Here is a 25,424-nt window from a genome sequence, read left to right as displayed (position 1 = left end):
CGTGATGTCCAATTCCGTGGCTAGTGGGATATTTACAGATATTCTCGGCTACTATAAATCGTTCTCGCCTGCGGAAATGATGCAGGTGGCGTCGGAAAGTCCTCTGCCAGGGCATTTTCTGCGCCACTATCATCGACCGAACTTGGAGAAGGAACTTATCGCCCCATGTATCGTTACAGTTCACCACGATCTTGAGGATGATGATACCTCGTTGGCTGTCGATAAGTTTCTGGATCGTTATCGCGAAGCAACCAGAGTCCATTGCTTAAACACGCTGCAGCAGAAATATCTTGCAGATCGAGGAATTACGAATACCATTGTTATTCCTCATGGCTATAATCAAAAATATGTATTTCCTGGTGCCCCGGATGATCATCAGATTGATGCGGAGAGTGGGCGGCATCGGAAGATCCGCATCGGCTTGATTTCCAGACGGTATCCCCGCAAAGTTAAGGGCGAGGCGTATATATATGAATTGTCCCAGCATCTAGACCCAGCAGCCTTCGAATTCGTCCTCATTGGAAAAGGTCGAACATACGATGCTGCGATTCTGGAGCGATATGGTTACGAAGCGACGGCGTACGAAAGCCTGCCCTATAAAATGATCGCGTCGACATATCGTTCCATCGACTTTTTGTTAATGGCCTCCTGGTTTGAGGGTGGTCCTGCGAACATACCGGAAGCGATTGGTTCCGCAGTGCCCGTGCTGTGTAATCCGATTGGCATGGCATACGATTTAGTTTTGGATCGAGTTAACGGATTGCATCTATGCATGGATCCGGTGATTGATGCTGAGAATATTAGCGCATGGGCTTTGGATGAACAGAAGTATCTTTCTCTTAAAAGGGGCGCCTTCGAGCAGCGTGAACGTGCGATTACATGGGGGCAACATGCTTCGCGCATTTTCGATATATATAGAGATGTAACCCGAGAAGTCGTTGGGGGATTATAAAATGGCAAAGCGTGCGTTGATTGCGGACCAGCTTCATATTCAAAGTAAGAATTTCGCCAGCTTGCTGGAATATCTGAAGTTGGGTCAATATGAGGTAATGGTTGTATCCCACCCTCCTGGTCTGATTGCTGCATTTGGTAACTACTCAAATTTCGATGAAATTGCTCCATATCGAGAGTCGTTGAACTTGCTGCAAGCGGATGAGATTTTTGCCTTGTCCAATGCGGGGGTCTCGTGCTTCTCTCTTTGCAAGGCGGAGATGCTTTCCTATCTCGCCCCTACCGAGTACTGGTTGGGGCGCGGCAACTATGGGGAAACTGAGCGCGAGTTGTTCGATGTTGCATGGGAGGTAAATCGGGATGAATTACTTAATAATATTGCGGCCGTTCAGTTTTGGTTTGAGCGCTGGCGCAGTATTTTGGAAGATTATCCCGTTTTTGATCTCGCATTTCTATTCTCCGGCAGCTTAATTTACGCGCGTGTCTTCTCAGTTCTGATGCGGCGGCGACAAGGAATGCTTTACATTTGCGAAAGCTTCTTCACGGGAAAAGACTATTATCTGGAAGCGCGTCATAGTCCACTTCCGAACAATTCATCGTTGAGATCTTCCGGCGTGTACAAGAGCCTCGACGTGGCAATCTCTGGCGGGGCTCGGCGGGCCAAGCGGGCGGCGTTGGTAGCACAGCTCGCGGGGATGGAAAACAAGAACGTTAAGCAGCCGGATGCAACCGGGCAACGCTTGTTTCCGATCGATGCAAAGGTAGTTGCAATATTTGGTCAAGTTCTGAACGATTTTTCGCTCCTAAATTATGGGGACACCGGTTTCCATAGCGTTGATTTTTACTGTCAATGCATAGAGAAGATTCTCGGAGAAACCAACGCGTGTGTGATTTTCAAGGCGCACCCTTGGGAGCAAAAGAAAGCAAATATTCGAACTGCTTTAACTAAAGAGCAGTTGGTAAGGAGATTTGGTTGTAACGATAGATTGATAATTGTCGAGGACTATCCAATCGCTGATCTTATTAAAGAGGCGGATTTCGTTATTGGGATTAATTCGCAGAGTTTGATAGAGGCCGCATTTGGTGGCGTAAAGCCGATTCAATGTGGGAATGCATTTTATGCAAACCGCGGGTTCACTCACGATGGGTTGTCAATTTCAGAAATTGTTTCGCTGATTAATGCGAGGCCCGGGTCCTATCTTACAATAGATGAATATCATGATTTGGAGACATTTTTGCTCAAGGCTTTGGATGAATGGCTAATCCCAGAGTCGCCTGCTGTCGGTGTTCCTCGGTTGGAAAAGCGGCTTGGCGCGATAAAGAGGGTCACAACGCCAAAGGCTGCGCCGCCTAAATTGGAGCAGAATATCGTAAAAATCCCGACGCATGCAGAAATTGTCGTGCCGAAACCGACCGCAGATATAGTTGCGGTCGAGCGCTCTGGGCTGACGAAGAAAAAGCTGCGAAAGCTCAAAAATAATCCGAAGGCTTTTTTTCGTGATGCTAAGAATCCCTTGCTGAGGTCGATCTCAAGGTTTCTGTAATAGTTGATGTTGCGCGAGGGGGGTGTTTTGCCTAGCAAAGATGAGCGAACGGAAAGAAGTGAAGCAGCGCGCGAGATGCGGAACCGGTGCGCGGCTCTCGGGGGGCGTATAGCGGCAACTGCGCAGGTCAATCCTGCCCTAGTATTTGGCGGGCCGATTGATATCGCAGACGGGGTAGTTATATATGCTCCTTCGGAAATCGGAAATTACAGTTATCTTAATGTGGGTACTGTAGTTTTTCCTCATGTCAAAATTGGAAGATTTTGCTCCATCGGGCGGAACGTTCAAATTGGACTGGCTAAACATCCGACGAAGTTTTTGAGCTCACATCCTTTTCAGTTTTCGAAGAGTCTGTTCGCCAAAGTTCCTGGCTACGAGACTTTGCAGAAAGAAAAGTGGCAGTTTCATGCGCCTACGGAAATAGGCCATGATGTTTGGATAGGCGCTGGCGCGATGGTTTCTTCAGGTATCTGCATCGGACATGGAGCAGTAATTGGTGCGGGTGCGGTGGTTACGAAAGATGTAGAGCCGTACACCATTGTTGGCGGTGTTCCAGCGAAAAAAATCGGCACCAGATTTGAGGACGAGATTTCTGTCCAACTGCTAAGAACTAGGTGGTGGGATCTACCTTTTGAGGTTCTCGTAAAGATTGATTTTGGTAATATCGAAGTTGCTGTCGGGCAATTAAGTAAGTTGAGAGAAGCAAGCGAATCTGATAATAATTGAATTGCTTGCTATATCGATTTGCTCAAGGCGAAAAGACTTTAAGTTTATGGTGAAATTATCAAGGATTCGGCTCGACAACCGTGAGCCGTTTGTGCTTTTCGGCGGAATTAACGTTTTGGAGTCGTCTGACCTCGCTTTGGAAGTATGCGAAGCGTTCGTGCGGGTAGCTGCGCAGCTCGGTATCCCGTACGTTTTCAAGGCAAGCTTCGATAAAGCAAACCGTTCTTCCATTCACTCCTATCGGGGGCCTGGGTTGGAAGAAGGAATGAAGATCTTCGAGGCGGTGAAGGCGAACTTCGGCGTTCCAGTGATCACGGACGTCCATGAGCCCTGGCAAGCCCCATTAGTTGCCGAGGTCGTCGACGTCCTCCAACTACCGGCGTTCCTCGCCCGCCAAACCGACCTCGTCGTCGCTTTGGCCAAAACCGGCAAGCCCGTCAACATCAAGAAGCCGCAGTTCCTGAGCCCGACACAAGTCGTCAACATCGTCGAAAAGTTCAAGGAAGCGGGTAACGACCAGCTGATCCTCTGCGACCGTGGTACCTGCTTCGGCTACGACAACCTCGTCGTCGACATGCTCGGCTTCGGCGTGATGAAGCGGGTCACCAACGACATGCCAATCATTTTCGACGTCACGCACGCCTTGCAGCAGCGCGATCCCAGTGGCGCCGCGTCGGGTGGCAGGCGCCAGCAGGTGGTTGAACTGGCACGTTCGGGCATGGCGGTTGGCTTGGCCGGCCTGTTCCTCGAAGCGCACCCGGACCCCGCCAATGCGAAGTGCGATGGGCCGAGCGCCTTGCCGCTGGACAAGCTTGAGCCATTCCTGACGCAGGTAAAGGCAGTAGACGACCTGGTGAAGTCGTTTGCGCCGCTTCATATCGAGTAACAGGTGCGGGCTCTGGTACGCAATGACCGGCACGTACAACAAGCATGGGATGTAAAAGCACGATGACTGATGTCATTGCATTGGCACGCAACGTCGTTGCCACCGAGGTCCAGGCATTGGATCGCATGGCGGGCCGGATCAATGCGGGATTCGAAGAGGCGGTCGAGATCATCTTGAGCGCACGCGGCCGCGTGGTGGTGGTTGGCATGGGCAAGTCCGGTCTGATCGGCAAGAAGATTGCCGCGACCATGGCGTCGACCGGTACGCCGGCGTTTTCCGTCCATCCGGGCGAAGCGTTCCATGGCGATCTCGGCATGATCAAGCCGATTGATGTCGTGCTGATGATCTCGAACAGCGGGGAGACGGAAGAACTGATCCGCATCCTGCCCTTTCTTGAACACCAGCAGAATCCGGTAATCGCGATGACCGGCAAGGCGGATTCGACGCTGGCGCGGCACGCGGATGTCGTGCTGGATATCTCGGTCGAACGCGAAGCTTGCAACAACAACCTGGCGCCGACCAGTTCCACCACCGCTACGCTGGTGATGGGCGATGCGCTGTCTGTGGTCCTTTCTGTCAAGCGGGACTTCCAGCCCGAAGATTTCGCGCGATTCCATCCGGGCGGAAGCCTCGGCCGCAAGCTGCTGACCCGCGTCGCGGATGTCATGCACAAGGAAAATCTGCCGGTTTGTCGCCCGGACGCGTCCTTCCGCGACGTGGTGCATGTGATCAACCGTGGCCGCCTTGGCATGGCGCTGGTGATGGAAGGCGTGCAACTGCAGGGCGTCATCACGGACGGCGACGTGCGTCGTGCGTTCGACTCCGACCGGGACTACAAGGCGATCGTGGCCAGGCACATCATGTCCACCGATCCCAAGACCGCATCGCCGGGCGAATGCTTTGCCGACGCCGAAGCGCGGATCCATGCCGCCAGGATTGGCGCACTGGTGGTGAAGGATGATGCGGACCGGGTCGTCGGCATCCTGCAAATCCACGATCTGGGAAGTGATGAGCCTGCCGTCTGAGGGCGCAATCGGCGTTCTTTCCCATGGCATTCGCCGGATTGAACACCTGTCCGCCTTCCTGGGCGCGCCGGTGGCCCCGGTGCATCCATTGCGAGGCGCAGCGGTACCCCTGTCCGGCGTTGCCGCATGGGGGCGGCGGCCTACCGCCCGCAAAGCCCGGGCGTTCGCGCAATCCCGTGGCATCGCGCGCTTCCTGTGCCTCGAAGACGGTTTCCTGCGCTCGCTGTATCCCGGAGCGTCCTCCCAGACATGCTCGCTGGTCGTCGATGATCGCGGCATCTATTACGACGCCTCGCAGCCTTCGCGGCTGGAGGAACTGGTGTCCGCGCCGTTGCAGCCGGCAGAGCAGGCCAGGGCGCGGCAACTTATCGAACGGTGGCGCTGCGCCGGAGTTTCCAAATACAACTATGCGCCAGCCCCGGCATCGCTGCCGGCGCAGCCTTACGTGCTGGTCGTAGACCAGACCGCGAACGATGCCTCGGTGCAGTTTGGCCTGGCGGGCGGCGACAGTTTCCGTCGCATGCTCGAGTCTGCCTTGCAGACTTATCCGGATTGCAGGATCGTGGTCAAGGAGCATCCAGAGGTCGCGCTCGGGCGCAAGCGTGGATATCTCGGACGAATTCTCGATCACGGTGGCTATCCGCGCGTGGAGCGGCTCCAGGACGACGTCCACGTCGTGCCGCTGATCCGCGGCGCACGCGCCGTCTTCGCGGTTACCTCGCAGGTCGGCTTCGAAGCGCTTCTGCACGGCAAGACGGTGCATACGTTCGGCATGCCTTTCTATGCCGGCTGGGGCCTGACAATTGACGCATTGCAGGCCCCTGGCAGGCGGCATCCTGTCTCGTTGGAGCAGCTGGCCTTTGCCGCGCTGGTCCGATACACACGCTATGTCCAGCCGCATACGGGCAATCGCTGCGAGGTGGAAGACGCCATCGAGTACCTGGCGCTGCAACGCCGGATGAGCCAGCAGTTTCCGCGGCGTCTGCATGCGGCCGGCTTTTCCCGCTGGAAACGGAAGATCCTTAAGGACTTCCTGCAAGGTCACGAGGTGATTTTCCATCGCCGCCTGCGCGCTGTGCCACGCGGCGCAACGCTGCTGCGCTGGGGCCAGAGCGTCGACGCAACGTCTCGTCCCGATCTGTCCGTGGTCACGGTCGAGGATGGCTTTCTGCGATCAGTCGGTCTTGGCGCGCAACTGGTCCGCCCGCTGTCGTGGGTGTTTGATCGCTCGGGCATCTATTACGACGCGACCGGCGAGTCCGACCTCGAGCGATTGTTGGCCAATGCGGAATTTGATGTCGCCACCCTCGCGCGCGCAGCACAATTGCGCGAATCCATCATCCATGCCGGGTTGACCAAGTACAACGTCGGTTCAGGCAGCTGGACCCGGCCCCCTGGCATTGGCCGCGTGATCCTCGTAGTTGGCCAGGTGGAGGCGGATGCCTCGCTGCGTTTTGGCGCACCTGGTATCCGCACCAACCGCGCGCTGCTTGAGGCGGTTCGCGCCGAGGCACCGGACGCGTATCTGGTCTATAAGCCGCATCCCGACGTCATGACCGGGCTGCGTGGCAACCGCGACGAGGAGCAGGCGCTCGCGGCGCTGTGCGACGAGCTTGTGCCGGACTGTCCGATGGACCGGCTTATCGCTGCTGTCGATGGCGTCCACGTGCTGACATCCCTTGCGGGCTTCGAGGCCTTGCTGCGAGGCAAGCCTGTCACGACGCATGGGGCGCCGTTTTATGCAGGTTGGGGCCTCACGGACGACCGTTGCGAGATGCCGCGCCGGCATCGTCGTCTCTCGCTCGACATGCTCGTCGCGGGGGCGCTGATTCTGTACCCGCGTTATGTCTTGCGCGATGGCAAGAACGGCTTCGCGACCCCGGAGATTGTGGTCGACCACATCTTGTCGTGGCGGGACGAGGCGCCCGCCCGTGCCTCGGGAATCCGGCGGCATTTCGTGAAGTCGCTGTTGCGCCCGTGGATCCGCTGGCGCGACGCCGCTGCCGGACAAAACGGGCACAGGTTGCCCGGATTTAGCAGTGGCAGTCCTGTGAATCCACAGAGCCGTGCGGCGCAACGACGGGTATCTGCGCCAGAGCAATAAGCCGCTGCAGAACAAAGACAGAATCACAAATAACTGAATACAAGAGCAGCAAGAGGGTCGAGGAAATGTTGTCGTTCAGGAAGCCATCCGGAAGCATCGACATCCCCAGTCTGACACAGGGAAGCGGAAGTGCCACGCCGCAGGACCTCGCGGTGCCTGTCGCGACAGAGCCGGCATGCCTGGACCAGATTGCCCGGCATCGCCGCATCCTGCTGCTGCAGGGGCCGAATGGCCCATTCCTGGCGCGCCTGCGCGACTTGTTGACTGCCAAGGGCTGCCAAGTCACCAAAGTCAACTTCAATGGCGGCGACGATGCCTTCTATCGCCGCGGCGATATTGTCCGCTTCATGCAGCCGATGGTGCTGTGGGAGTCGGTACTCCGGACCCTGGTTGCGGAACGCCGCATCGACGCCATCGTGGTATTCGGCTCCAGCCGTCGCCACCACCGCATTGCCGCGCGCGTGGCGGAAGCCTTGGGGATTGCGTTCTGGGCGTTCGAAGAGGGTTACGTGCGCCCGGACTACATCACGCTGGAGTGTGGCGGCGTGAATGCGGACTCGCCACTGGCCCCACTTGCCATCGCCGATATTCCGAAGGTCAGGGTGCCGGCGAAGCCCCGCAAGTTCCGGCATTCGTTCCGGAAGATGGCGCTGTATTCGTTCTGGTACTTCGCCGGTGGCATGGCCGGTGCGCGTCGCTATCCGCACTACCAGCATCACAAGCCGTTCGGCCTGCACGAGCTGGGGCAATGGATTCGGGCGGCATACCGCAAGCAGCTTTATCGCTGGCAGGAACGGCCGCTGCGCGAGCAATTGCTGGCGAACGACCATCCACACTTCTTCCTGGCGCCGCTACAGGTCTACAACGACAGCCAGATTCGCGTGCACAGCCCGTGGCGCCGGATCGAGGATTTCATCGAATGGACCGCGCATTCGTTCGCAGAGCATGCACCCGCCGACAGCGTGCTGGTGTTCAAGCACCATCCGATGGATCGGGGCCATACCGACTACGCAGCGTTTATTGAGGCATGCGCCGCCCGCTTTGGTGCCAGCGGGCGCATCGTCTATATTCACGACGCCCATCTGCCATCGCTGCTGCACCGATGCATGGGCTTGGTGACGGTGAACTCGACGACCGGTTTGCAGGCCTTGTTTCACCGTGTCCCAGTTATTGCGCTCGGTCGCTGCTTCTACGCCAAGCCGGGCCTGACATATCAGGGGTCACTGGATGCGTTCTGGAATGATCCCGGCGCAGTCGACATGCGGGTCTATTCGCGCTTTCGCAACTATCTGGTGCGGGTGTCGCAAATCAACTCGTCGTTCTATGCCGACGACATGCTGGTGCCCGTTCCGGAGCAGCGTCGCAAGGATCTGCAAAGGCGAAAACTGGCGCGGCTTCTGTTTGTCGCCGGACTCGTGACCGCGGATGCGTATAGCGGCCGGGTCTGGGATATCACCGCAACGGTTAACCTGCTCGCGGCGCTGCTGGTCGGATAGGTGATACGGCCGTCCGGTCGGCTGAGGCCTTGCATGACGGATGTCATTTCCCTGCCTCCGTCATACGTGTTCGTCGCGCCAGTCTTGCGCAGCGGATGCCATCACAAAGGCGGCAAGGCCAACCATCGCAAGTAGAACAAGGCTGAGGATCAGCATGCAGTCCTTTCTCGAGCGTCCCGCTCTGTGTTCTATTCAACGGCTGGCGCATGCCGGTCACAAATTGGAGGAAACCCGTATGCCAGGCAAGCTTAGGCATAAGTGAATCCGAGCCTGTTCGTGCCGGGAACGTCAGCGTTGGCGTCTGCGTACGAGCCCCATCGGGATCTTGTTTCAAAACTACAACAGTCGAGACGGTGACGTTCCCGCGCTGGTGCGATCGGCCGGATAACCGGCTGTCCCTGGTTTGATCTGTCGCTATACTGTCGGGCGCCCTGGCGCCGCCAGCGCCGGCAGATAGCAGTTCCACCGCATTACCCCGCTGCGCCCCCAGCCCCCATTCTTCGCCCCCGCTCATCGCCATGAGAGAACGCATCGCCGGCTTCCTGCTGATGGTCTTTATCGTCCCGTTGGCCGTCCTCGGATACCTCCTGATTGTCTATATCGGCTTTTTCGGCAAGACCGAACGCGGCCGGGCAGGGGTGCGGGCGCTCGATCATTTCGTCAATGCGACGCTTTTCAACGGCTACGCCTGGGAGTCGGTGTCTTCGCACGCCTGGCGCGAACAGCATCGCTGGTGGGCGCGGGCGATCATCTGGTTTACCGACAAGTTTCAGCAGGATCACTGCCGCCGCGCCAACAAGCGCGAGCAGCCGATCGTGGATCTGGTGCTGAAGAAAAAGCTGCACCACCGGACGCAATGATGAGCACAGTGGTTCAGGAGAAACCTGCGCAGGCCGCTGCGGGTCGTGTAGGGCGTCGCAAGGTCTATTACGTCAGCGGCTTCGATCCGCGAGGCGCGGCGTTTTATCACCGCCTGTACCGAGAGGAATCGGCAAAGCAGGCGATCCATCATGGTGGTTCGGTCACCGTAGGCGGGCGCTCGCGGCTGGGTGAGCATGTGAGCGCCTGGAACGTTGACGGTGACTGGGAAGGCCATACCGTTCGCACTGAATACCAGTTCCTGCATTGGGATGACCTGGTGCGCCGGCACTGGCAGCCCAGCGTGCCGCGGCTGGTGTTGGCGACGCTTGCCAGCTATGCGCGCTATATCGGTTGCGGTGCGTTCGGCCGCCTCAGCAAGACCTTCCGCGGGCCTTTCTTCAGTGCGTTGTATCCGCTGGCTTACCTGGCGCTGCTGCTGGTGCTGGCGGTGGGGGGTGGGGTTGGGGCCTGGGCGGCCCTGTCCGCCATGGGTGCGCAGGGATGGCTGGCGGGAGCGAGCGGGCTTGCCGCCGGCGCCGTGTTGTTCGGCGGCGGGGTGGCGTTGGCAAACCGTCTGGCGGTGTTCTGGCTGCTGCGGATCTACCGCTTCGTACAGGCGTGGGGCGAGCGTGAGCCCGAGGATGTCCGGCGGCGCATCGATGCGTTTGCCGACTGGATCCGCCGTGACCTGGAGGCATCTCCCTGCGACGAGGCGCTGGTGGTGGGCCATAGCGTGGGTTCGATCGTCGGCGTGTCGCTGGCGGCCCGGCTTGCGGATCTGCTGACGCCGGAGCAGCGGCGCGGCCTGACGCTGGTAACGCTTGGGCAGTGCATTCCGCTGCTGAGCCTGATGCCGTCGGCCACCGCGTTCCGCAGGGACCTGCAGCGCTTGTCCGCGGAGCGGGACATGCAATGGCTCGACATGAATGCGCGTGCCGATTCGCTGTGTTTCTCGCAGGCCAATCCGCTCGATATTTCGGGCATTGCCGGCGCTGCCGCGGGCCGGCCGACCGCACAGGTAGTGCGGCCGTTCCGCATGTTCGGCCAGCAGGAATACGCGCGCATGAAGCGCAGCAAGCAGCGCCTGCATTTCCAGTACCTGATGGCAAGCGCCTTGCCTAACGAGTACGACTATTTCCGGATGACGGCGGGACCGCGCCGCATCCAGCCTTTCTGATATCCGCGCTTCGCCCCATGAATTTCCAGCCCCCGTATCCCAAGCCGCATGTGCGCAAGAGCTCGTTCCTGTTGCGCTTTTTGCGTGGCTGGAATTCCTGGATCGATGTCCTGTTCGAGCGCAGCTATTCGATGAAGATGGGCAAGATCTCCCAGCCCGGCATGGACATCTTCATGGTGAACGATGCCGACTGGGTGCGCCGGATCCTGGGGGACGCGCATGCGTATCCCAAGCACAAGCTGATGCACCGGATGCTGGAGCCGCTGCTGGGAACCAGCATCTTCACCACCAACGGTGAGCTGTGGGAGCGGCAGCGCCGCCTGGTGGAGCCGGCGTTCGCGCAGGCGCGGCTCAAGCTGGTGTTCGCGCTGATGGCCGATTCGGTGGCGGGCATGACCGGGCGCATGGATGCCGTGGCGGATGGGCGCTCTTACGAGGTCGACGGTGAGATGACTTACGTGACGGCCGACATCATTTTCCGCACCATCCTGTCCGAAAACCTCGAGGAGTCGGCGGCTAAGGAGATCTACGACGCCTTCCTTGAATTCCAGCATCACGCGCAACGGGCGATGATCCTGATGATCTACCGGCTGCCGCCGGTGTTCTCGGCGTGGGCGAGCAAGCGCGCGGCGAAGAAGATCCGGACGATTCTATCCGGGATCATTGCGCGGCGGATGGCAGAGCGCGACAGCGGGCTGGGCAGCGCAAGGCAGGACATCCTGGCCGCCATGATGGACGCTGTCGATCCGGTCAGCGGTGATCGCTTCACCTATGAAGAGTTGGTGGACCAGGTCTGCATGCTGTTCCTGGCTGGTCACGAGACTTCTGCCAGCGCGCTGACGTGGGCGCTTTACCTGATCTCGCAATGCCCGCACTTGCAGGACCAGATGCTGGTGGAGATCCAGGCCGCGGTGGGCGACCGGGATTTCGAACTGAGCGATATCAAGAGCCTCCCGACCGTGGGCAACGTGTTCCGTGAAACGCTGCGCCTGTACCCGCCCGTGGGGTTCTTCGTGCGCGAGGCCGCGCAGTCGCAGTGCATCCGCGACAAGTCGGTGAAGGAAGGCTCGCCGATCCTGATTTCGCCGTGGCTGCTGCATCGGCACCGCACGCTGTGGGAGCGGCCGGACGAGTTCGATCCGGGTCGTTTCGACACGCCTGAGGGCAAGGAGTCGTCGAAGTGTGCGTATATCCCGTTCAGCAAGGGGCCGCGCGTTTGCATCGGCGCTGCCTATGCGACGCAGGAAGCCGTGCTCATACTCGCCAGCATCGTGCGTCGATATCGCGTCGAAGCGGATCCGGGGCACGTGCCGAAAGTGGTGGGGCGCGTGACGATCCGTTCGGGCAACGGGGTACGCGTCAGGCTGCGGCGCCGCTGACCGGCGTGCCCGCTGCGGCTAGAACCCGCTGATCCGCAACCCGAGCGAAAACAGCCCGTAGGTCCGGTCGAGCCGGCTTGCGGTGACGGGGTTGTACAGCAACGGCACATAGCCCATCAGGCTGTTCTGCGCGCCTTGTCCGCGCACGAAGACGTCGACGTGCCGGTTGATCGCGTACGACGCCTGCAGCAGCACGGTCTGGTTGAACTGGGTCCTGGCGGAGCCATAGGCCATGTAGCGATTGTCCAGTTCGCGGAAGAAGTACTGGACGTGGTAGCCCGCGGTCAGGCTCCAGGCGCCATGGCCCCAGCGCCATGAGCCGCCCGCGCCGATGAACGCGCCGCTGTCATTGAAACTGTTGCCGGCGTCGACACCGAGATCGGCGGCATTGAGGCGAAAGCCGCCGCTTGGGACGGTAGCGCGCCCCATGCGGCAGGGCGCCGCAAGCGTACCGGTCGCCATGTTGTCGGCACTGACCCTGACGTTGTACAGGCAAGAGCCTTGCTTGAGCGTGCCCTGGATGTCGCCGGCCCGGACCCAGCTATAGCCGCCGCTGATAAAGCCGGTCAGTGCCTGGCCGGGCCAGGGGCGGCCGGTGTAGATGAGGTCGGCCTGCACCTGCGTGTCGTTCGGGTGGGCGATGCTGTAGTCGGCAAGCTTGTTGCCCGGCATCGCGCCCGATTTGCGCAGGCTGCCGGTGTAATTGCCCCAGGCCGACAGGCGCAACGTCAGTTTGCGGCCGGCATCGGGCGTCGAGATCAGGCCGTAGCTGGTCGACGCCAGCCAACTGTCGATCCCGGCGGAGTCGTCGCCATGGCTGACATGGCGGCGCCAGTAGCCCGCCTCGAGCGACCAGGCCGGCGAGAGCTTGTAGCCAAGCCGCAGATGTCCGCCCTGGTAATGGCTGCCCACGTCATACGCCGGTTCAGCGTAATAGCCCCGCGCCGCCGGTCCCACCGGTTCCGCACTGAGCAACGCGTCCTCCATCGCGCCGAACGCTGCTCCCATTGGCGCCAGCATCATGGCGCCGATGCAGGCCCTCAGCCTGCGCTGAATCCTGGCGTCCATCTCGTCCCCCCGGTTGGCCTTGTTGTTGTTCACTGTCGTGCCGGCCGTGGCACCGTCTGTCGCGATGCTTGGCGTTAAATGAATGTTGGAAAGCGGCGCGGCGATAGACAACCCGGCTTGGTACGCCAGCGCACGGATGGCATGGCGGGCGCCGCGGCGGCCATGGCGAGATGCGGACTTGACTTTAGATCGTACGATATATATCGTAAGATATGTCTTGTGATATGTAGGAGAGGCTCATGCTGCACCACCACTCGCATCCCTTCGGCGCTGGTCCGCATCCGGACCTGTATGGCCGGGCCCGTCATCTCATGATGCGCTTCGCCCCGCACCTGGTTCATCACGCCATGGGCCGCGGCCACGGCGGCGGCTTCTGGGGCGGCCGCGACGATGACGGTTTCGGACCCGGCGGCCCGGGCGGCTTCGACGAAGAAGGCTGGCGCCGCGGCCGCAAGTTCAGCGCCGACGACCTGCAATTGCTGCTGCTGTCGTTGCTGGAGGAAAAGCCCTGCCATGGCTACGAACTGATCAAGGCGCTGGAGACACGCACCAACGGCTTCTACAAGCCGAGCCCCGGCGTGGTCTATCCCGCGCTGACGTATCTGGAAGAAGTCGGCTATGCCACCGTCGACACCGAAGGCAACAGGAAGCGCTACCAGTTGTCGGAGACCGGCAAGGCGCACCTGGCTGCCAACCGCGAGCGGGTCGATGTCATGGTGGCGCGGCTGCGCCACGTGGCGCGCAAGATGGAGTGGATGCGCCGGGCCATGCGTGGCGAGCAGCAGCCTGAGCCGGAGCAGGGCGGCTGGCTGCCCGAGCTGATGCAGGCGCGGGCCGCGCTGAAGCAGGCGCTGGTGATGCGCAGCGAAGCGAGTGCCGACGAGCAGCGCCGCATTGCCGCGATCCTGGCGCGCGCGGCGGCAGAGATCGAAGCGGGCCCGCGGGCCTGAACCATGGCGCTGACCCTGGCATCGGCCTTCGGCAATCGTGCCGCGCAGGCGCAGCGCACGCATACAAGGAATCCCGATATGACCCAAAACACGACAGAACCCGCACGCAACCTGACCGTCGAGCGCGTGCGCCATCCGCTGAAGATGCGCTTGCTGCAGGTGGTGCGCACCACGCAGGTTTCGCCGCAGCTGCTGCGCGTGACGCTGGGCGGCGCCGACCTGCAGGACTTTGTCTCGGCGTCGTTCGACGATCACGTCAAGGTGTTCTTCCCGGCTGACGGCGATGACAAGCCGGTGTTGCCGCAGGTCACCGCGGACGGCATTGCATTCCCCCAAGGCCAGCCGCGGCCGGCCGCACGCGACTACACGCCGCGCCGCTTCGATGCGGCAAGGCAGGAGCTGGACCTCGAATTCGTGCTGCACGGTGACGGCCCCGCATCCACATGGGCGGCGCAGGCCCGGACGGGCCAGTACCTCGGCGTGGGCGGGCCGCGCGGCTCGTTCGTGGTGCCGACGGGCTTCGACTGGCACCTGCTGGTCGGAGACGATACGGCGCTGCCGGCCATCGGGCGCCGGCTGGAAGAGCTTGGCGCCGGCACCCATGCCATCGTGGTGGCGGAGGTGGGCGATGCCGCCGCGCAGATCCCGCTGCCGAGCGCCGCGCAGGTGGACCTGCACTGGCTGCATCGCGGCGATGCGCCGGAAGGCAGCCTGCTGGAAGGCGCGCTGCGCCAGCTGGCGCTGCCGCGTGGCGAGGGCTATGTGTGGGCTGCTGGAGAGGGCGCTGCGATGAAGGCGGTGCGCCAGTACCTGGTCACGGAACGCGGCATCGACAAGAAGCGCATCCGGGCCTCCGCCTACTGGAAGCGCGGGGCGTCGGCGGTCCACGAGACCCTGGATGACTGAGCGCGGCAGCGCGGTGTACGCGCGCGCGCTCATGCCATAAGATGGCGGCATCGCCATTGCCAGGAGCAGCGCCGTGCCGTTTGCCATCAAGCCATTGCGCCTCGCCGCCGCGGCGGTATCCGCGGCCATGCTGGCCGCCTGCGCACCGGACTCCGTGCGCAATCTCGAGGCCAGGGGCTTCAACGCCTATCTCGATTCGTTGCAGGCCGCATGCCCCGATATGGTGGTCGGCTCCAGCAATATCAGCGACTGGCTGCGCACCAGTGGCAGCCGGGACGACGACAACTACGTCTACTGGCTGGACCAGACTTCGCGGCTGTATTACCGCCGCATATCGCCGGCCCAGTATCGCGATTCGGTCAGCGCGGCGCTTGGCGGCAAGTCCGATGCGCGCGCGCTGGACTGCATCGTGCGCAACCTGCCGGCGGATCGGCCGACGCATCCGCCGGGCGGCAAGCTGCTCTGATCGGTCGCGGGCGGCCGCATATGGCCGTTGTGCAATCGCCGCATCCCCGCTAACATGAGTCCCCGGCAGCCGAGACAAAAGCTGCCGACGTCGCTCGGACGGTTCCGGGCGCTTACGTAAAGGACCTCTTCATGACTGCCGCTTCCTCCGGCAAGCGCCGATTTGCGCGCATCGATCGCCTTCCCCCGTACGTTTTCAATATCACCGCCGAGCTGAAGATGGCCGCCCGCCGCCGTGGCGAGGACATCATCGACATGAGCATGGGCAATCCCGATGGTGCCACGCCGGCGCATATCGTGGCCAAGCTCACCGAGGCGGCGCAGCGCCCCGATACGCACGGCTATTCGGCATCCAAGGGCATTCCGCGGCTGCGCCGCGCGATCTCTCACTGGTACCGCGAACGGTATGACGTCGAGATCGATCCGGATACCGAGGCCATCGTCACCATCGGGTCGAAAGAGGGCCTGGCGCACCTGATGCTGGCCACGCTGGATCGCGGCGACACCGTGCTGGTGCCCGACCCCAGCTATCCGATCCACATCTACGGCGCGGTCATTGCCGGCGCCGACATCCGTTCGGTGCCGCTGGTGCCGGGCATCGATTTCTTTGCCGAGTTGGAGCGCGCCATCCGCGGCAGCTATCCCAAGCCCAAGATGATCGTGCTGGGATTTCCGTCGAACCCGACCGCGCAATGCGTGGAGCTGGACTTCTTCGAGCGTGTGATTGCGCTGGCGCGCAAGCACGATATCTTCGTGGTGCACGACCTGGCTTACGCGGATATCGTCTTCGATGGCTGGAAGGCGCCGTCGATCATGCAGGTGCCGGGCGCCAAGGACATCGCGGTGGAATTTTTCACGCTGTCCAAGAGCTACAACATGGCGGGCTGGCGCGTGGGCTTTATGGTCGGCAACCCGGACCTGGTGGCGGCGCTGACGCGCATCAAGAGCTATCACGACTACGGCACCTTTACGCCGCTGCAGATCGCGGCCATTGCCGCGCTCGAAGGCGACCAGCAATGCGTCAGCGAGATTGCCGCGCAATACCAGTCGCGCCGCGACGTGCTGGCGCGCGGGCTGATCGAAGCGGGCTGGCCGGTGGAAATCCCCAAGGCCTCCATGTATATCTGGGCGCGGATTCCCGAACCCTACCGCGCGCTGGGCTCGCTGGAATTCTCGAAGCAATTGCTGGCCAAGGCCAAGGTCTCGGTTTCGCCCGGCATCGGCTTCGGCGACTATGGCGACGAGTACGTGCGCTTTGCGCTGATCGAGAATGAATCGCGCATCCGGCAGGCGGTGCGCGGCATCAAGGCAATGTTCCGGGCGGACGGGCTGGTCAAGCCGTCGTCATCGCCGGCGCAAGCATGAACGTGCGCCGCATTCAGTAGCGGCGCAGCGCCTCCAGGTCGAGCACATGCACGGCGCCGTGCTCGACCGCCAGCAAGCCTTCGCTTTCCAGCACCTTGAGCGCCGCATTGGCCCGCTGGCGCGAAATCCCCGCCAGCAGGCCAACTTCTTCCTGCGTCAGATGCAGTGCCGGACCCAGGCCAGGACACAGCACCGGATTGAACAGCGTCGCCAGTGCCCGCGCCACGCGGCCCTCGATGCCATGCAGCCGCTCATGCTCGACGGTGGCGATGAACAGGCCGAGCCGTTCGTTGAGCTGGTCGAGCAGGTAGCGGTTGAAGGGCAGGCTGGTTTCCTGCAGCCAGCGGAAGGTGGCACCCGGCATGCAGGCAATGCGTGAATCGCGCAGCGCCACCACGTCATAGCGCAGCGCCTCGCGCTTGAGCAGGGAGCCTTCGCCGAGCCAGCCTCCGGCCGGCACGCCGGTAAGCGTGGCGCGCTTGCCGGAGGGCGAGGCGCAATGCACCTTGACCAGGCCCTCGGCAACGCCCAGCCAGCTGTCGGCCCGGTCGCCCTTGCGGATGACATAGGCGCCTTGCGGCACTGCGCGCTCGCGCAGTTCGGCGCGGACGCGGTCGCGTTGCGCCGGGGTCAGTGCCGCGGCCCAGGGGCTGCGCGCCAGCAGCGCGTCGAGGCTCACGGCCGTGCATCCGCTCAGCCGAGCGGGATCGGAGGCAGGGGCAGCGGCTGCTCGCCCGGCGCCCACCACGGCCGGAACAGCGCGTGGATGCCGGCCTCGTCCACCGCGTCATAGCTGGTGACGCGCCAGCGCGGGGCGTTGTCCTTGTCGACGATCAGCGCGCGCACGCCCTCGACGAAATCGCCTTGCGTGAAGGTGTTGACCACCACCGCCAGTTCCATGCGGAAGCAGTCGGCCAGGTCCAGCCTGCGCCCGCGCAGCAGCAGCTCGCGCGTGGCGCACGCGGACAGCGGCGAACGGGTGCGCAGGACGTCGATGGTCCGGCTGGCCCACGCGGTGTAGGCGGGATCGTCCTCGCCAGCCAGGCTGGCCAGGATTTCCGGCAGCGTCGCATGCGCCGGGAAATGCTCCAGCAGGGCCGGCAGCACTTGCAGCAGCGGCGCTTCGGCAGCGCTGGCAACGGGCTCGCGCACCAGCGCGTGGCGCAGGTCCGCCAGCGTGTCGTGGCCCCAGTCGATGCCGGCGAGGGTTTGTTCCAGCCCGGCCAGCGTGGCGCTGTCCACCGCCGCATCGGCCAGTCCGCATAGCAGTGCGTCCGCCGCGCCGATGCTCACGCCGGTCAGCCCCAGGTAGAGCGCCAGCGGCACCGGCAGCTTCGACAGGAAGTGGCTGGCGCCCACATCCGGCACGAGGCCGATGCCGGTCTCGGGCATGGCCACGCGCGAGCGTTCGGTGACCAGGCGCAGGTGCGCGGCCTGTGCCAGGCCCATGCCGCCGCCCATGACGATGCCGTCCATCAGCGCCACCAGCGGCTTGGGATAGCGGTGCAGGCGGTAGTCCAGCGTGTACTCGTCGATAAAGAAGCGCCGGTGCAGCGGCGTGCCGTCGCGGTAGCTGTCGGTCAGCGCGCGGATATCGCCGCCGGCGCAGAAGGCCTTGGGACCCGCGCCGCGCAGCACCACCGCGCGGATGGCATCATCGCGCGACCAGGCTTCCACCTGAGCGCCCAGCGCGACGATCATGGGATACGACAGGGCATTGAGCTGGCGCGGCCGGTTCAGCGTGGCAATGCCGACGCCGTTGACCACCTGGAACAGCACCTCCGGCTCGGCCACATCCAGGTTGGCGGCCTTGGTCGCTTCAGTCAGGCGCATGGCGGGCTCCTAGGCGTTGCGCCATTGCGGCGCGCGTTTCTCGAGGAAGGCGTTGACGCCCTCGCGCTGGTCGGCATCGTCGAAGAGGTCGACAAAGCGCTCGCGCTCCAGCGCCAGCGCCGCCTGGCGCGGCACGCCCTGGCGCGCCAGGTGCACCAGCCGCTTGCTGTGCGCGGCGGCCCGCGGGCTGACCTTGCAGGCGCGTTCGGCCATCGCCATCGCCGTGGCAAGGGCCTGGCCGCGCGGCACCACGTCTTCCACCAGTCCGATGCGCAGCGCGGTGGCCGCATCGACGCGCTCGTTGGTCAGGATCATGCGCTTGGCCCAGCCTTCGCCCACCAGCCAGGGCAGCGTCTGCGTGCCGCAGCCGCAGGGCAGCAGGCCCACGGCGGCTTCGGGCAGCGCCATCTGGGCCTGTTCCTCGGCGATGCGGATATCGCAGGCCAGCGCGCATTCCAGCCCGCCGCCCATGGCATAGCCGTTGATCGCGGCAATCACCACCGGCCGCGCATTCTGCAGGGCCTCGAAGGCGCTGCCGAACTGCTGCGCCATCACGCGCGCATGCGCGCGGTCGCCCTCGGCAAAGCCGTTCAGGTCGGCACCGGCGCTGAAGAACTTCTCGCCGGCTCCGGTGACGACCACGGCGCGCACTTCCGGGTTGGCGTCGATCCTGGCAACCAGCTCGCGCAGCTGCTGCAGGCCTGCGGCGGTGAACGCGTTGGCGGGCGGGCGGCTCAGCGTCAGCGTGGCGACGTGGCCCTGCAGGGCGAATTCGATCATTGCTTGCTCTCCTTGTCCGCGGCGGACAGGTACTGGCGGATGACGCCGGAGAAGTCGAGATGGCCATCGCCGGCATGGCTCACGGCCTGGTAGACCTGTTGCGCCAGCGCGCCCAGGAACAGCGGCTGCTTCACGCTGCGCGCGGCGTCCGCGGCCAGGCCCAGGTCCTTGAGCATCAGGTCGGCGCCGAAGCCGCCGCTGTAGCCACGGCTGGCCGGCGCGGTCTCGATCACGCCGGGCCACGGATTGCAGGTATCGGAAGCCCAGCAGCGGCCGGTGGAGGTATTGACGATGCCCGCCAGCACATTGGCATCGATGCCGAGCTTGACGCCCAGCGCCATGGCCTCGGAGACGCCGATCATGGAGATGCCCAGGATCAGGTTGTTGCAGATCTTGGCGACCTGGCCGGTGCCGGTGCCGCCGCAGTGGACCAGGTTGCGGCCCATGCCGGCCAGCACCGGTCGCACCTGCGCGAACAACGCCTCGCTGGCGCCGACCATGAAGGTCAGCGTGCCGGCCTGCGCGCCAACGGTGCCGCCGGAGACCGGCGCATCGGCCAGCGCATTGCCGTGTGCCTCGGCCGCGGCGGCCAGTTCACGTACGGTGGCGGGATCGATGGTGCTGGAGTCGACCAGCGGCACGCCGGGCCGCACACCGGCCAGCACGCCGTCTTCGCCGAGGTAGGCGCTACGCACATGGGCGGCCGCCGGCAGCATGGTGATGACGAAATCCGCTTCGGCCACGGCCTTGCGCGCCGAGTCGGCGCTGGCGGCGCCCTCGGCGCACAGCGATGCCACCGCGGCGGTGTTCAGGTCGAATACGGTCAGCGTGTGGCCGGCCTTGAGCAGGTTGCGCGCCATGGGCGCGCCCATGTTGCCCAGGCCGATGAAGGCGATATGCATGGGGTGTCTCCTTCGATGAGGCGTTTCGGATGCCGGTTTGCTCCCCTCTCCCGCAAGCGGGCGGGGGGAGCAAACCGGCGGGACGGGAAGCGCTGCGGCGATGAATCTTTACTTCAGGCTGATCGTCGTATTCACCCCATCATTGACCGTCGCATCATCAAACCAGCGCGCCGTCACCGTCTTGGTCTGCGTGTAGAACTGCACCACCTGCTTGCCGTACGGCCCCAGGTCGCCCAGCTTGGAGCCGCGCGAGCCGGTGAAGCTGAAGTAGGGCACCGGTACCGGGATGGGGATGTTGATGCCGACCTGGCCGACATCGATCTCGCTCTGGAACTTGCGCGCCGCGGCGCCGCTCTGCGTGAACACGCCGGTGCCGTTGCCGAACGGGTTGCGGTTGACCAGCGCGATGGCGTCGTCCAGCGTGTCTACGCCGATCACCACCAGCACCGGTCCGAAGATCTCTTCGGTGTAGATCGACATGTCGGTCTTCACGTCGGTGAAGATGGTCGGGCCGATGAAGTTGCCCTGCGGATATCCCGGGACGTCCACGCCGCGGCCGTCCAGCACCAGCGTGGCACCTTCACGCTCGCCGGCGGCGATCAGGCCGAGGATGCGCTCCTTTGCCGCGACCGAAACCACCGGGCCGACATCGGTGCCCGGCTCGGCGCCGGCGCCGACCTTGAGCGTCTTGGCGCGCGCCACCAGGTCGGGCACCCAGTCACGCGCCGCGCCCACCAGCACCACCACCGAAGTGGCCATGCAGCGCTGCCCGGCCGCGCCGAAGCCGGCGCCCGCCAGCGCATTCAGGGTTTGCTCCTTGTGCGCGTCGGGCAGCACCACCGCGTGGTTCTTGGCGCCCATCATCGACTGCACGCGCTTGCCGTGCGCGCCGGCCAGGTTGTAGACATGGGTGCCGACGGCGGTCGAGCCCACGAACGACACCGCCTTGATGTCCGGGTGCGTGCACAGCGCATCGACCACGTCCTTGGCGCCGTGCACCACGTTCAGCACGCCCGGCGGTACGCCGGCTTCCAGCGCCAGCTTGACCAGTTCCATGGTCGACAGCGGATCCTGCTCGGACGGCTTGAGCACGAAGGTATTGCCGCAGACGATCGCCATCGGGAACATCCACAGCGGGATCATCGCCGGGAAGTTGAACGGGGTGATGCCGGCGCAGACGCCGATCGGCTGCTGCAGCGTGTAGGTGTCGACGGTGGCGGCCACGTTCTCGGCAAAGCCGCCTTGCTGCAGCGTGCCGATCGAGCAGGCGTGCTCGACCACCTCCAGCCCGCGGAAGATATCGCCTTCGGCATCGGCCAGGGTCTTGCCCTGCTCGGCGGTCAGGATCGCGGCGATACGCTTGCTGTGCTCGCGGATCAGCGCCTGGAAGCGCAGCATGACACGCAGCCGCGCGCCGATCGGCGTGTGGCGCCAGGTGGCAAAGGCGCGGTGCGCGGCGCCCACGGCTGCCGCGACTTCGCTGGCGGTGGCGAGCGGCACGCGCGCCAGCACTTCCTGCGTCGCGGGATTGACCACGTTGCGGAATTCGGTGGCGGACGAGTCCACCCATTCGCCGTTGATCAGCAGCGGTACGGTGGGCACGGCAGTGGCGGTGTTGGGCACGGCAGTCATGGTTGTCTCCGGAGGGTGTTGTTTTGCAGGGTAAGCGGGGTCAGAGGCTGCGCGCGATCAGCATGCGCTGGATCTCGCTGGTGCCTTCGTAGATCTGGGTAATGCGGGCGTCGCGGTAATGGCGCTCGACCGGGTAGTCTTCGAGGTAGCCATAGCCGCCGTGGATCTGCAGCGCCTTGGAGCACACGCGCTCGGCCAGCTCCGACGCATACAGCTTGGCCTGCGAGGCTTCGGACAGGCACGGCACGCCGTCGCTGCGCATGCGCGCGGCGCGATGCACCAGCAGCCGCGCGGCATTCAGTTCGGTGGCCATGTCGGCCAGCATGTTGGCGATGGGAGGATGCTCGCGTAGCGCGCGGCCGAACTGGATGCGCTCGGACGCGTAGCGGCATGCGGCCTCGAATGCCGAGCGGGCGATGCCGATCGCCTGCGCGGCGATGCCGATGCGTCCGCCCTCCAGGTTGGACAGCGCGATGCGCAGGCCTTCGCCGGGCTCGCCCAGCAACGCGTCATGCGGGACCACGCAGTCTTCCAGCGTGATGGCGCAGGTGTCCGAGGCGCGGATGCCCAGCTTCTTTTCCGGGGCGTGGACGATAAAACCGGGCGTGTCGGTGGGCACCAGGAACGCCGAGATGCCTTTCTTGCCGCGTTCCGGTTCGGTGGCGGCAAACACCACCGCCACGCCCGCGCGCTGGCCGTTGGTGACGAACTGCTTGCTGCCGTTGAGCACCCAGCCGTTGTCGGTAAAGCGGGCGCGGGTGCGCAGGTTGTGCGCCTCGGAGCCGGCCTGCGGTTCGGTCAGGCAGAACGCGCCGATCAGCTCGCCGCTGGCCAGCCGCGCCAGGTAGCGTTCTTTCTGCGCCTCGGTGCCGTAGTGCAGGATCGGCCCGCAGCCGACCGAGTTGTGCACGCTCATCATGGTCGCGCAGGCGGCGCAGCCGGCGGCGATCTCTTCGATGGCCAGCGCGTAGGCGACATAGTCGGTATAGGTGCCGCCCCATTCCTCGGGCACGATCATGCCCAGCAGCCCGAGCGCGCCCATTTCGGCGACGATCTCGTCGGGAAGGCGGCCGTCGCGGTCCCATTGCGCGGCGCCGCCGGCCAGCCGTTCGGTGGCAAAGGCGCGCGCGCTGTCGCGGATCATGGTTTGCTCTTCGGTGTAGTCGCTGTGCATGGCAGATTGGGTGGGCGTTTGGAGCGGCGCTGCAACTCAGGCAGAATGCGCGCTCGGCGGTTGACCTGCGGGCAGTGTAGGAAGGCCCGGGGCCGGCTCCTATGCCAAAATCCGCCAATCTTCGTGAACTCGTTTGCCACCATCGCTTGCCACCCTCAGCACCATGGAAAAAGGCAGTGTCGCCATCTGTTTCGTCCACCACGCCATCGCGGGGCTGCGCGCGCGCGGCATCGACCCGGAGCCGGTGCTGCGCGGCGCCGGCATTGCGCCCGCGCTGCTGGCGGTGCCGCAGGCGCGGGTCTCTACCGCCAGCTACAGCGAACTGTGGCTGGCGGTGGCCGCGGCGCTGGACGACGAGTTCTTCGGCCAGGATTCGCGCAGCATGAAGTGCGGCAGCTTTGCCATGCTGTGCCATGCGGTGGCGGGCAGCCGCACGCTGGCGCAGGCACTGGAGCGCATCACGCGGTACTTCCGGCTGCTGCTCGACGATATCGGTGTGCGCTTGGAGCGCCATGGCGACGAGGCCGCGCTGGTGCTGACGGCGCCGAGGGCGCACCTCGGGCGGCAGCCCGGCGTGTTTGCGCAGGAAACCATGCTGATCATGCTGCATGGCCTGATGAGCTGGCTGCTGCGGCGGCGCGTGCCGGTGCGGCTGGCGGCATTCGCCTATGCGGAACCGCCGTACAGCGCTGAGTATCGCGTCATGTATTCGCGCCAGCTGGCGTTCGCGCAGCCGGCCACGGCGCTGGTGTTCGACGCGGCGCTGCTGGAGCAGCCGGTGCGCCACGATGAGCGCAGCCTGAAGGCATTCCTGCGCGACGCGCCGCACAACGTGGTGGTCAAGTATTCGGACCGCAGCAGCATGGGTGCGCGCGTGCGCCGGCTGCTGCGCAACCAGAGGCCGGACCTGTGGCCAACGTTCGAAGACCTGGCCGTCGGCCTGAACCTGTCGGCATCGTCATTGCGGCGCCGGCTGATGGAGGAGGGCGTGAGCTACCAGGACCTTAAGGATGCGCTGCGGCGCGACCTGGCGATCGAGGCGCTCAGCCATTCCGGGCGCCCGGTCGCCGATATCGCGGCCGAGCTCGGCTTTGCCGAGCCCGGTGCGTTCCACCGGGCGTTCCGGCGCTGGACCGGATCGCGCCCCGGGGCGTACCGCCGCCTGGCGGACGGCTGAGCGCGTGGCTACAGCTGCGTTGCGTGGTGCCGGATGTGGTCGGCGATAAAGCTGGTGATGAAGTAGTAGCCGTGGTCGTAGCCGCTGTGCCGGCGCAGCGTCAGCGGCTGGCCGACGGCCTGGCAGGCCGCGGCGAATGCGTCCGGATGCAGCTGGCTCTGCAGGAACTGGTCGTCCAGGCCCTGGTCGACCAGGATGCCGGCCGGGAACGGCGCCCCCTGCTGGCGCGCCATCAGCTCGCTCGCGTCATACTGCGCCCAGGCGGCGCGGTCGCTGCCGAGGTAGCCGGTAAAGGCCTTCTCGCCCCACGGGCAGCGCGACGGCGCGGCGATCGGCGCGAATGCCGATACCGAGCGGAAGCGCTGCGGATGGCGCTGCGCCAGCACCAGGGCGCCATGCCCGCCCATCGAATGCCCGAAGATGCCGACGCGCGCGGCATCGCCCGGCAATGCGCTGGTCACGAGTTCGAACAGTTCTTCGGCGACGTAGCTTTCCATGCGCCAGTGCTTCTGCCACGGCGCTTCGGTGGCATCGACATAAAACCCCGCGCCCACGCCGAAGTCCCACGCATCCGCTTCGCCGGGCAGGCCCGCGCCGCGCGGGCTGGTGTCCGGTGCCACCAGCATCAGGCCGTGCTCGGCGGCAAAACGCTGCGCGCCGGCCTTGATCATGAAAGTCTCTTCGGTGCAGGTCAGGCCGGCCAGGTAGAACAGCACCGGCACCCGTGCGCCAGCCTGCGCCTGCGGCGGCAGGTAGACCGAGAAACGCATCGGCAGCCCGATCGCCACCGAGTCATGTCGATAGAAGCGCTGCACGCCGCCGTGGCAGCCATGTTGAGAGATCAGTTCCATGTCGGCGCCGTCCTCAGTACAACACCACCGAGCGGATCGACTCGCCGCGCTTCATCAGGTCGAAGCCCTCGTTGATACGCTCCAGCGGCAGCGTGTGCGTGATCAGGTCGTCGATATTGAGCTTGCCTTCCATGTACCAGTCGACGATCTTGGGCACGTCGGTGCGGCCGCG

General features: G+C 63.8%; 23 protein-coding genes and 1 pseudogene. 15 read left to right on the top strand and 9 right to left on the bottom strand.

All coding sequences use genetic code 11. The annotated features are described in order from the left end of the window. Positions 1-4: 4 nt before the first annotated feature. The 10 genes from GA0116996_RS13970 (at position 5) to GA0116996_RS13925 (ending at position 12,149) form a co-directional block, all read left to right on the top strand. Positions 5-952: a glycosyltransferase gene (locus tag GA0116996_RS13970; RefSeq protein ID WP_244159860.1), complete on the top strand. Its 948-nt coding sequence runs from the start codon at positions 5-7 to the stop codon at positions 950-952. A 1-nt stretch (position 953) separates the two neighbouring features. Continuing rightward, entirely contained in the window at positions 954-2,495 is a 1,542-nt protein-coding gene (locus GA0116996_RS13965) for a capsular polysaccharide export protein, LipB/KpsS family (RefSeq protein ID WP_092312404.1), read from the top strand. A 27-nt stretch (positions 2,496-2,522) separates the two neighbouring features. Further along, on the top strand, positions 2,523-3,221 hold the full coding sequence (locus tag GA0116996_RS28580) for a CatB-related O-acetyltransferase (protein ID WP_341845101.1): 699 nt from the start codon (positions 2,523-2,525) through the stop codon (positions 3,219-3,221). A 46-nt stretch (positions 3,222-3,267) separates the two neighbouring features. Further along, the gene (gene kdsA / locus GA0116996_RS13955) at positions 3,268-4,107 is read left to right on the top strand and encodes a 3-deoxy-8-phosphooctulonate synthase (protein ID WP_092312399.1); all 840 of its coding nucleotides are present in this window, start codon (positions 3,268-3,270) and stop codon (positions 4,105-4,107) included. A gap of 62 nt (positions 4,108-4,169) precedes the next feature. Then, complete coding sequence (locus tag GA0116996_RS13950) at positions 4,170-5,132, top strand: KpsF/GutQ family sugar-phosphate isomerase (protein ID WP_092312396.1); 963 nt, start codon at positions 4,170-4,172, stop codon at positions 5,130-5,132. Then, positions 5,116-7,236 (top strand): capsular polysaccharide biosynthesis protein, encoded by a 2,121-nt coding sequence (locus tag GA0116996_RS13945; protein ID WP_092312393.1) that lies wholly within the window; start codon positions 5,116-5,118, stop codon positions 7,234-7,236. Before GA0116996_RS13950 ends, GA0116996_RS13945 begins: the two co-directional genes overlap by 17 nt. Before the next feature lie 65 nt (positions 7,237-7,301). After that, positions 7,302-8,732, top strand: coding sequence for a capsule biosynthesis protein (locus tag GA0116996_RS13940; protein ID WP_244159859.1), 1,431 nt, complete (start codon positions 7,302-7,304; stop codon positions 8,730-8,732). 518 nt (positions 8,733-9,250) lie between these two features. Beyond that, entirely contained in the window at positions 9,251-9,592 is a 342-nt protein-coding gene (locus GA0116996_RS13935; RefSeq protein WP_092312387.1) for a hypothetical protein, read from the top strand. Further along, on the top strand, positions 9,589-10,770 hold the full coding sequence (locus tag GA0116996_RS13930) for an alpha/beta fold hydrolase (RefSeq protein WP_244159884.1): 1,182 nt from the start codon (positions 9,589-9,591) through the stop codon (positions 10,768-10,770). Before GA0116996_RS13935 ends, GA0116996_RS13930 begins: the two co-directional genes overlap by 4 nt. A 17-nt stretch (positions 10,771-10,787) precedes the next feature. Next, entirely contained in the window at positions 10,788-12,149 is a 1,362-nt protein-coding gene (locus tag GA0116996_RS13925) for a cytochrome P450 (protein WP_092312381.1), read from the top strand. Positions 12,150-12,167: 18 nt separating this feature from the next. Here the strand turns inward: GA0116996_RS13925 and GA0116996_RS13920 are convergent, their stop codons facing one another. Further along, the gene (locus GA0116996_RS13920) at positions 12,168-13,328 is read right to left on the bottom strand and encodes a hypothetical protein (protein WP_133250540.1); all 1,161 of its coding nucleotides are present in this window, start codon (positions 13,326-13,328) and stop codon (positions 12,168-12,170) included. Between the two features lie 128 nt (positions 13,329-13,456). Here GA0116996_RS13920 and GA0116996_RS13915 point away from each other — a divergent pair, with 128 nt between their 5' ends. The 4 genes from GA0116996_RS13915 (at position 13,457) to alaC (ending at position 16,903) form a co-directional block, all read left to right on the top strand. Next, positions 13,457-14,167 carry a PadR family transcriptional regulator gene (locus GA0116996_RS13915; protein ID WP_092312375.1) on the top strand — a complete coding sequence of 237 codons (711 nt, stop codon included), beginning with the start codon at positions 13,457-13,459 and terminating at the stop codon, positions 14,165-14,167. A 78-nt stretch (positions 14,168-14,245) separates the two neighbouring features. Further along, complete coding sequence (locus tag GA0116996_RS13910) at positions 14,246-15,073, top strand: siderophore-interacting protein (protein ID WP_208601249.1); 828 nt, start codon at positions 14,246-14,248, stop codon at positions 15,071-15,073. Between the two features lie 127 nt (positions 15,074-15,200). Continuing rightward, positions 15,201-15,539: a hypothetical protein gene (locus GA0116996_RS13905; protein WP_221221513.1), complete on the top strand. Its 339-nt coding sequence runs from the start codon at positions 15,201-15,203 to the stop codon at positions 15,537-15,539. A gap of 131 nt (positions 15,540-15,670) precedes the next feature. Next, positions 15,671-16,903, top strand: coding sequence for an alanine transaminase (gene alaC / locus GA0116996_RS13900; RefSeq protein WP_092312366.1), 1,233 nt, complete (start codon positions 15,671-15,673; stop codon positions 16,901-16,903). Between the two features lie 13 nt (positions 16,904-16,916). Here alaC and GA0116996_RS13895 read toward each other — a convergent pair whose 3' ends face one another. From GA0116996_RS13895 to GA0116996_RS13870, 6 genes are all read right to left on the bottom strand, one after another. Beyond that, entirely contained in the window at positions 16,917-17,582 is a 666-nt protein-coding gene (locus GA0116996_RS13895) for a Crp/Fnr family transcriptional regulator (RefSeq protein WP_092312363.1), read from the bottom strand. 14 nt (positions 17,583-17,596) lie between these two features. Beyond that, a complete protein-coding gene (locus tag GA0116996_RS13890) occupies positions 17,597-18,736 on the bottom strand; it encodes an enoyl-CoA hydratase/isomerase family protein (RefSeq protein ID WP_092312360.1) in 1,140 nt (379 codons plus the stop codon). Between the two features lie 9 nt (positions 18,737-18,745). Continuing rightward, positions 18,746-19,516 (bottom strand): enoyl-CoA hydratase, encoded by a 771-nt coding sequence (locus GA0116996_RS13885; RefSeq protein WP_092312357.1) that lies wholly within the window; start codon positions 19,514-19,516, stop codon positions 18,746-18,748. Next, on the bottom strand, positions 19,513-20,418 hold the full coding sequence (gene mmsB / locus GA0116996_RS13880; protein WP_092312354.1) for a 3-hydroxyisobutyrate dehydrogenase: 906 nt from the start codon (positions 20,416-20,418) through the stop codon (positions 19,513-19,515). Before mmsB ends, GA0116996_RS13885 begins: the two co-directional genes overlap by 4 nt. Positions 20,419-20,526: 108 nt before the next feature. After that, the gene (locus GA0116996_RS13875) at positions 20,527-22,050 is read right to left on the bottom strand and encodes a CoA-acylating methylmalonate-semialdehyde dehydrogenase (protein ID WP_092312351.1); all 1,524 of its coding nucleotides are present in this window, start codon (positions 22,048-22,050) and stop codon (positions 20,527-20,529) included. Between the two features lie 40 nt (positions 22,051-22,090). Continuing rightward, the gene (locus tag GA0116996_RS13870; protein WP_092312348.1) at positions 22,091-23,224 is read right to left on the bottom strand and encodes an acyl-CoA dehydrogenase family protein; all 1,134 of its coding nucleotides are present in this window, start codon (positions 23,222-23,224) and stop codon (positions 22,091-22,093) included. Between the two features lie 163 nt (positions 23,225-23,387). On the opposite strand from GA0116996_RS13870, the gene GA0116996_RS13865 reads away from it, so the two are divergent. After that, positions 23,388-24,401 carry an AraC family transcriptional regulator gene (locus GA0116996_RS13865; protein WP_092312345.1) on the top strand — a complete coding sequence of 338 codons (1,014 nt, stop codon included), beginning with the start codon at positions 23,388-23,390 and terminating at the stop codon, positions 24,399-24,401. Positions 24,402-24,409: 8 nt separating this feature from the next. Here GA0116996_RS13865 and fghA read toward each other — a convergent pair whose 3' ends face one another. Beyond that, on the bottom strand, positions 24,410-25,252 hold the full coding sequence (fghA, locus tag GA0116996_RS13860) for an S-formylglutathione hydrolase (protein ID WP_092312342.1): 843 nt from the start codon (positions 25,250-25,252) through the stop codon (positions 24,410-24,412). Positions 25,253-25,265: 13 nt separating this feature from the next. Further along, positions 25,266-25,424: pseudogene (locus GA0116996_RS28015) on the bottom strand (S-(hydroxymethyl)glutathione dehydrogenase); the annotation flags it as partial.

The sequence above is a fragment of the Cupriavidus alkaliphilus genome, from assembly GCF_900094595.1.
Taxonomy (GTDB): domain Bacteria; phylum Pseudomonadota; class Gammaproteobacteria; order Burkholderiales; family Burkholderiaceae; genus Cupriavidus; species Cupriavidus alkaliphilus.
This window is presented reverse-complemented; position numbering and strand designations above follow the sequence as displayed.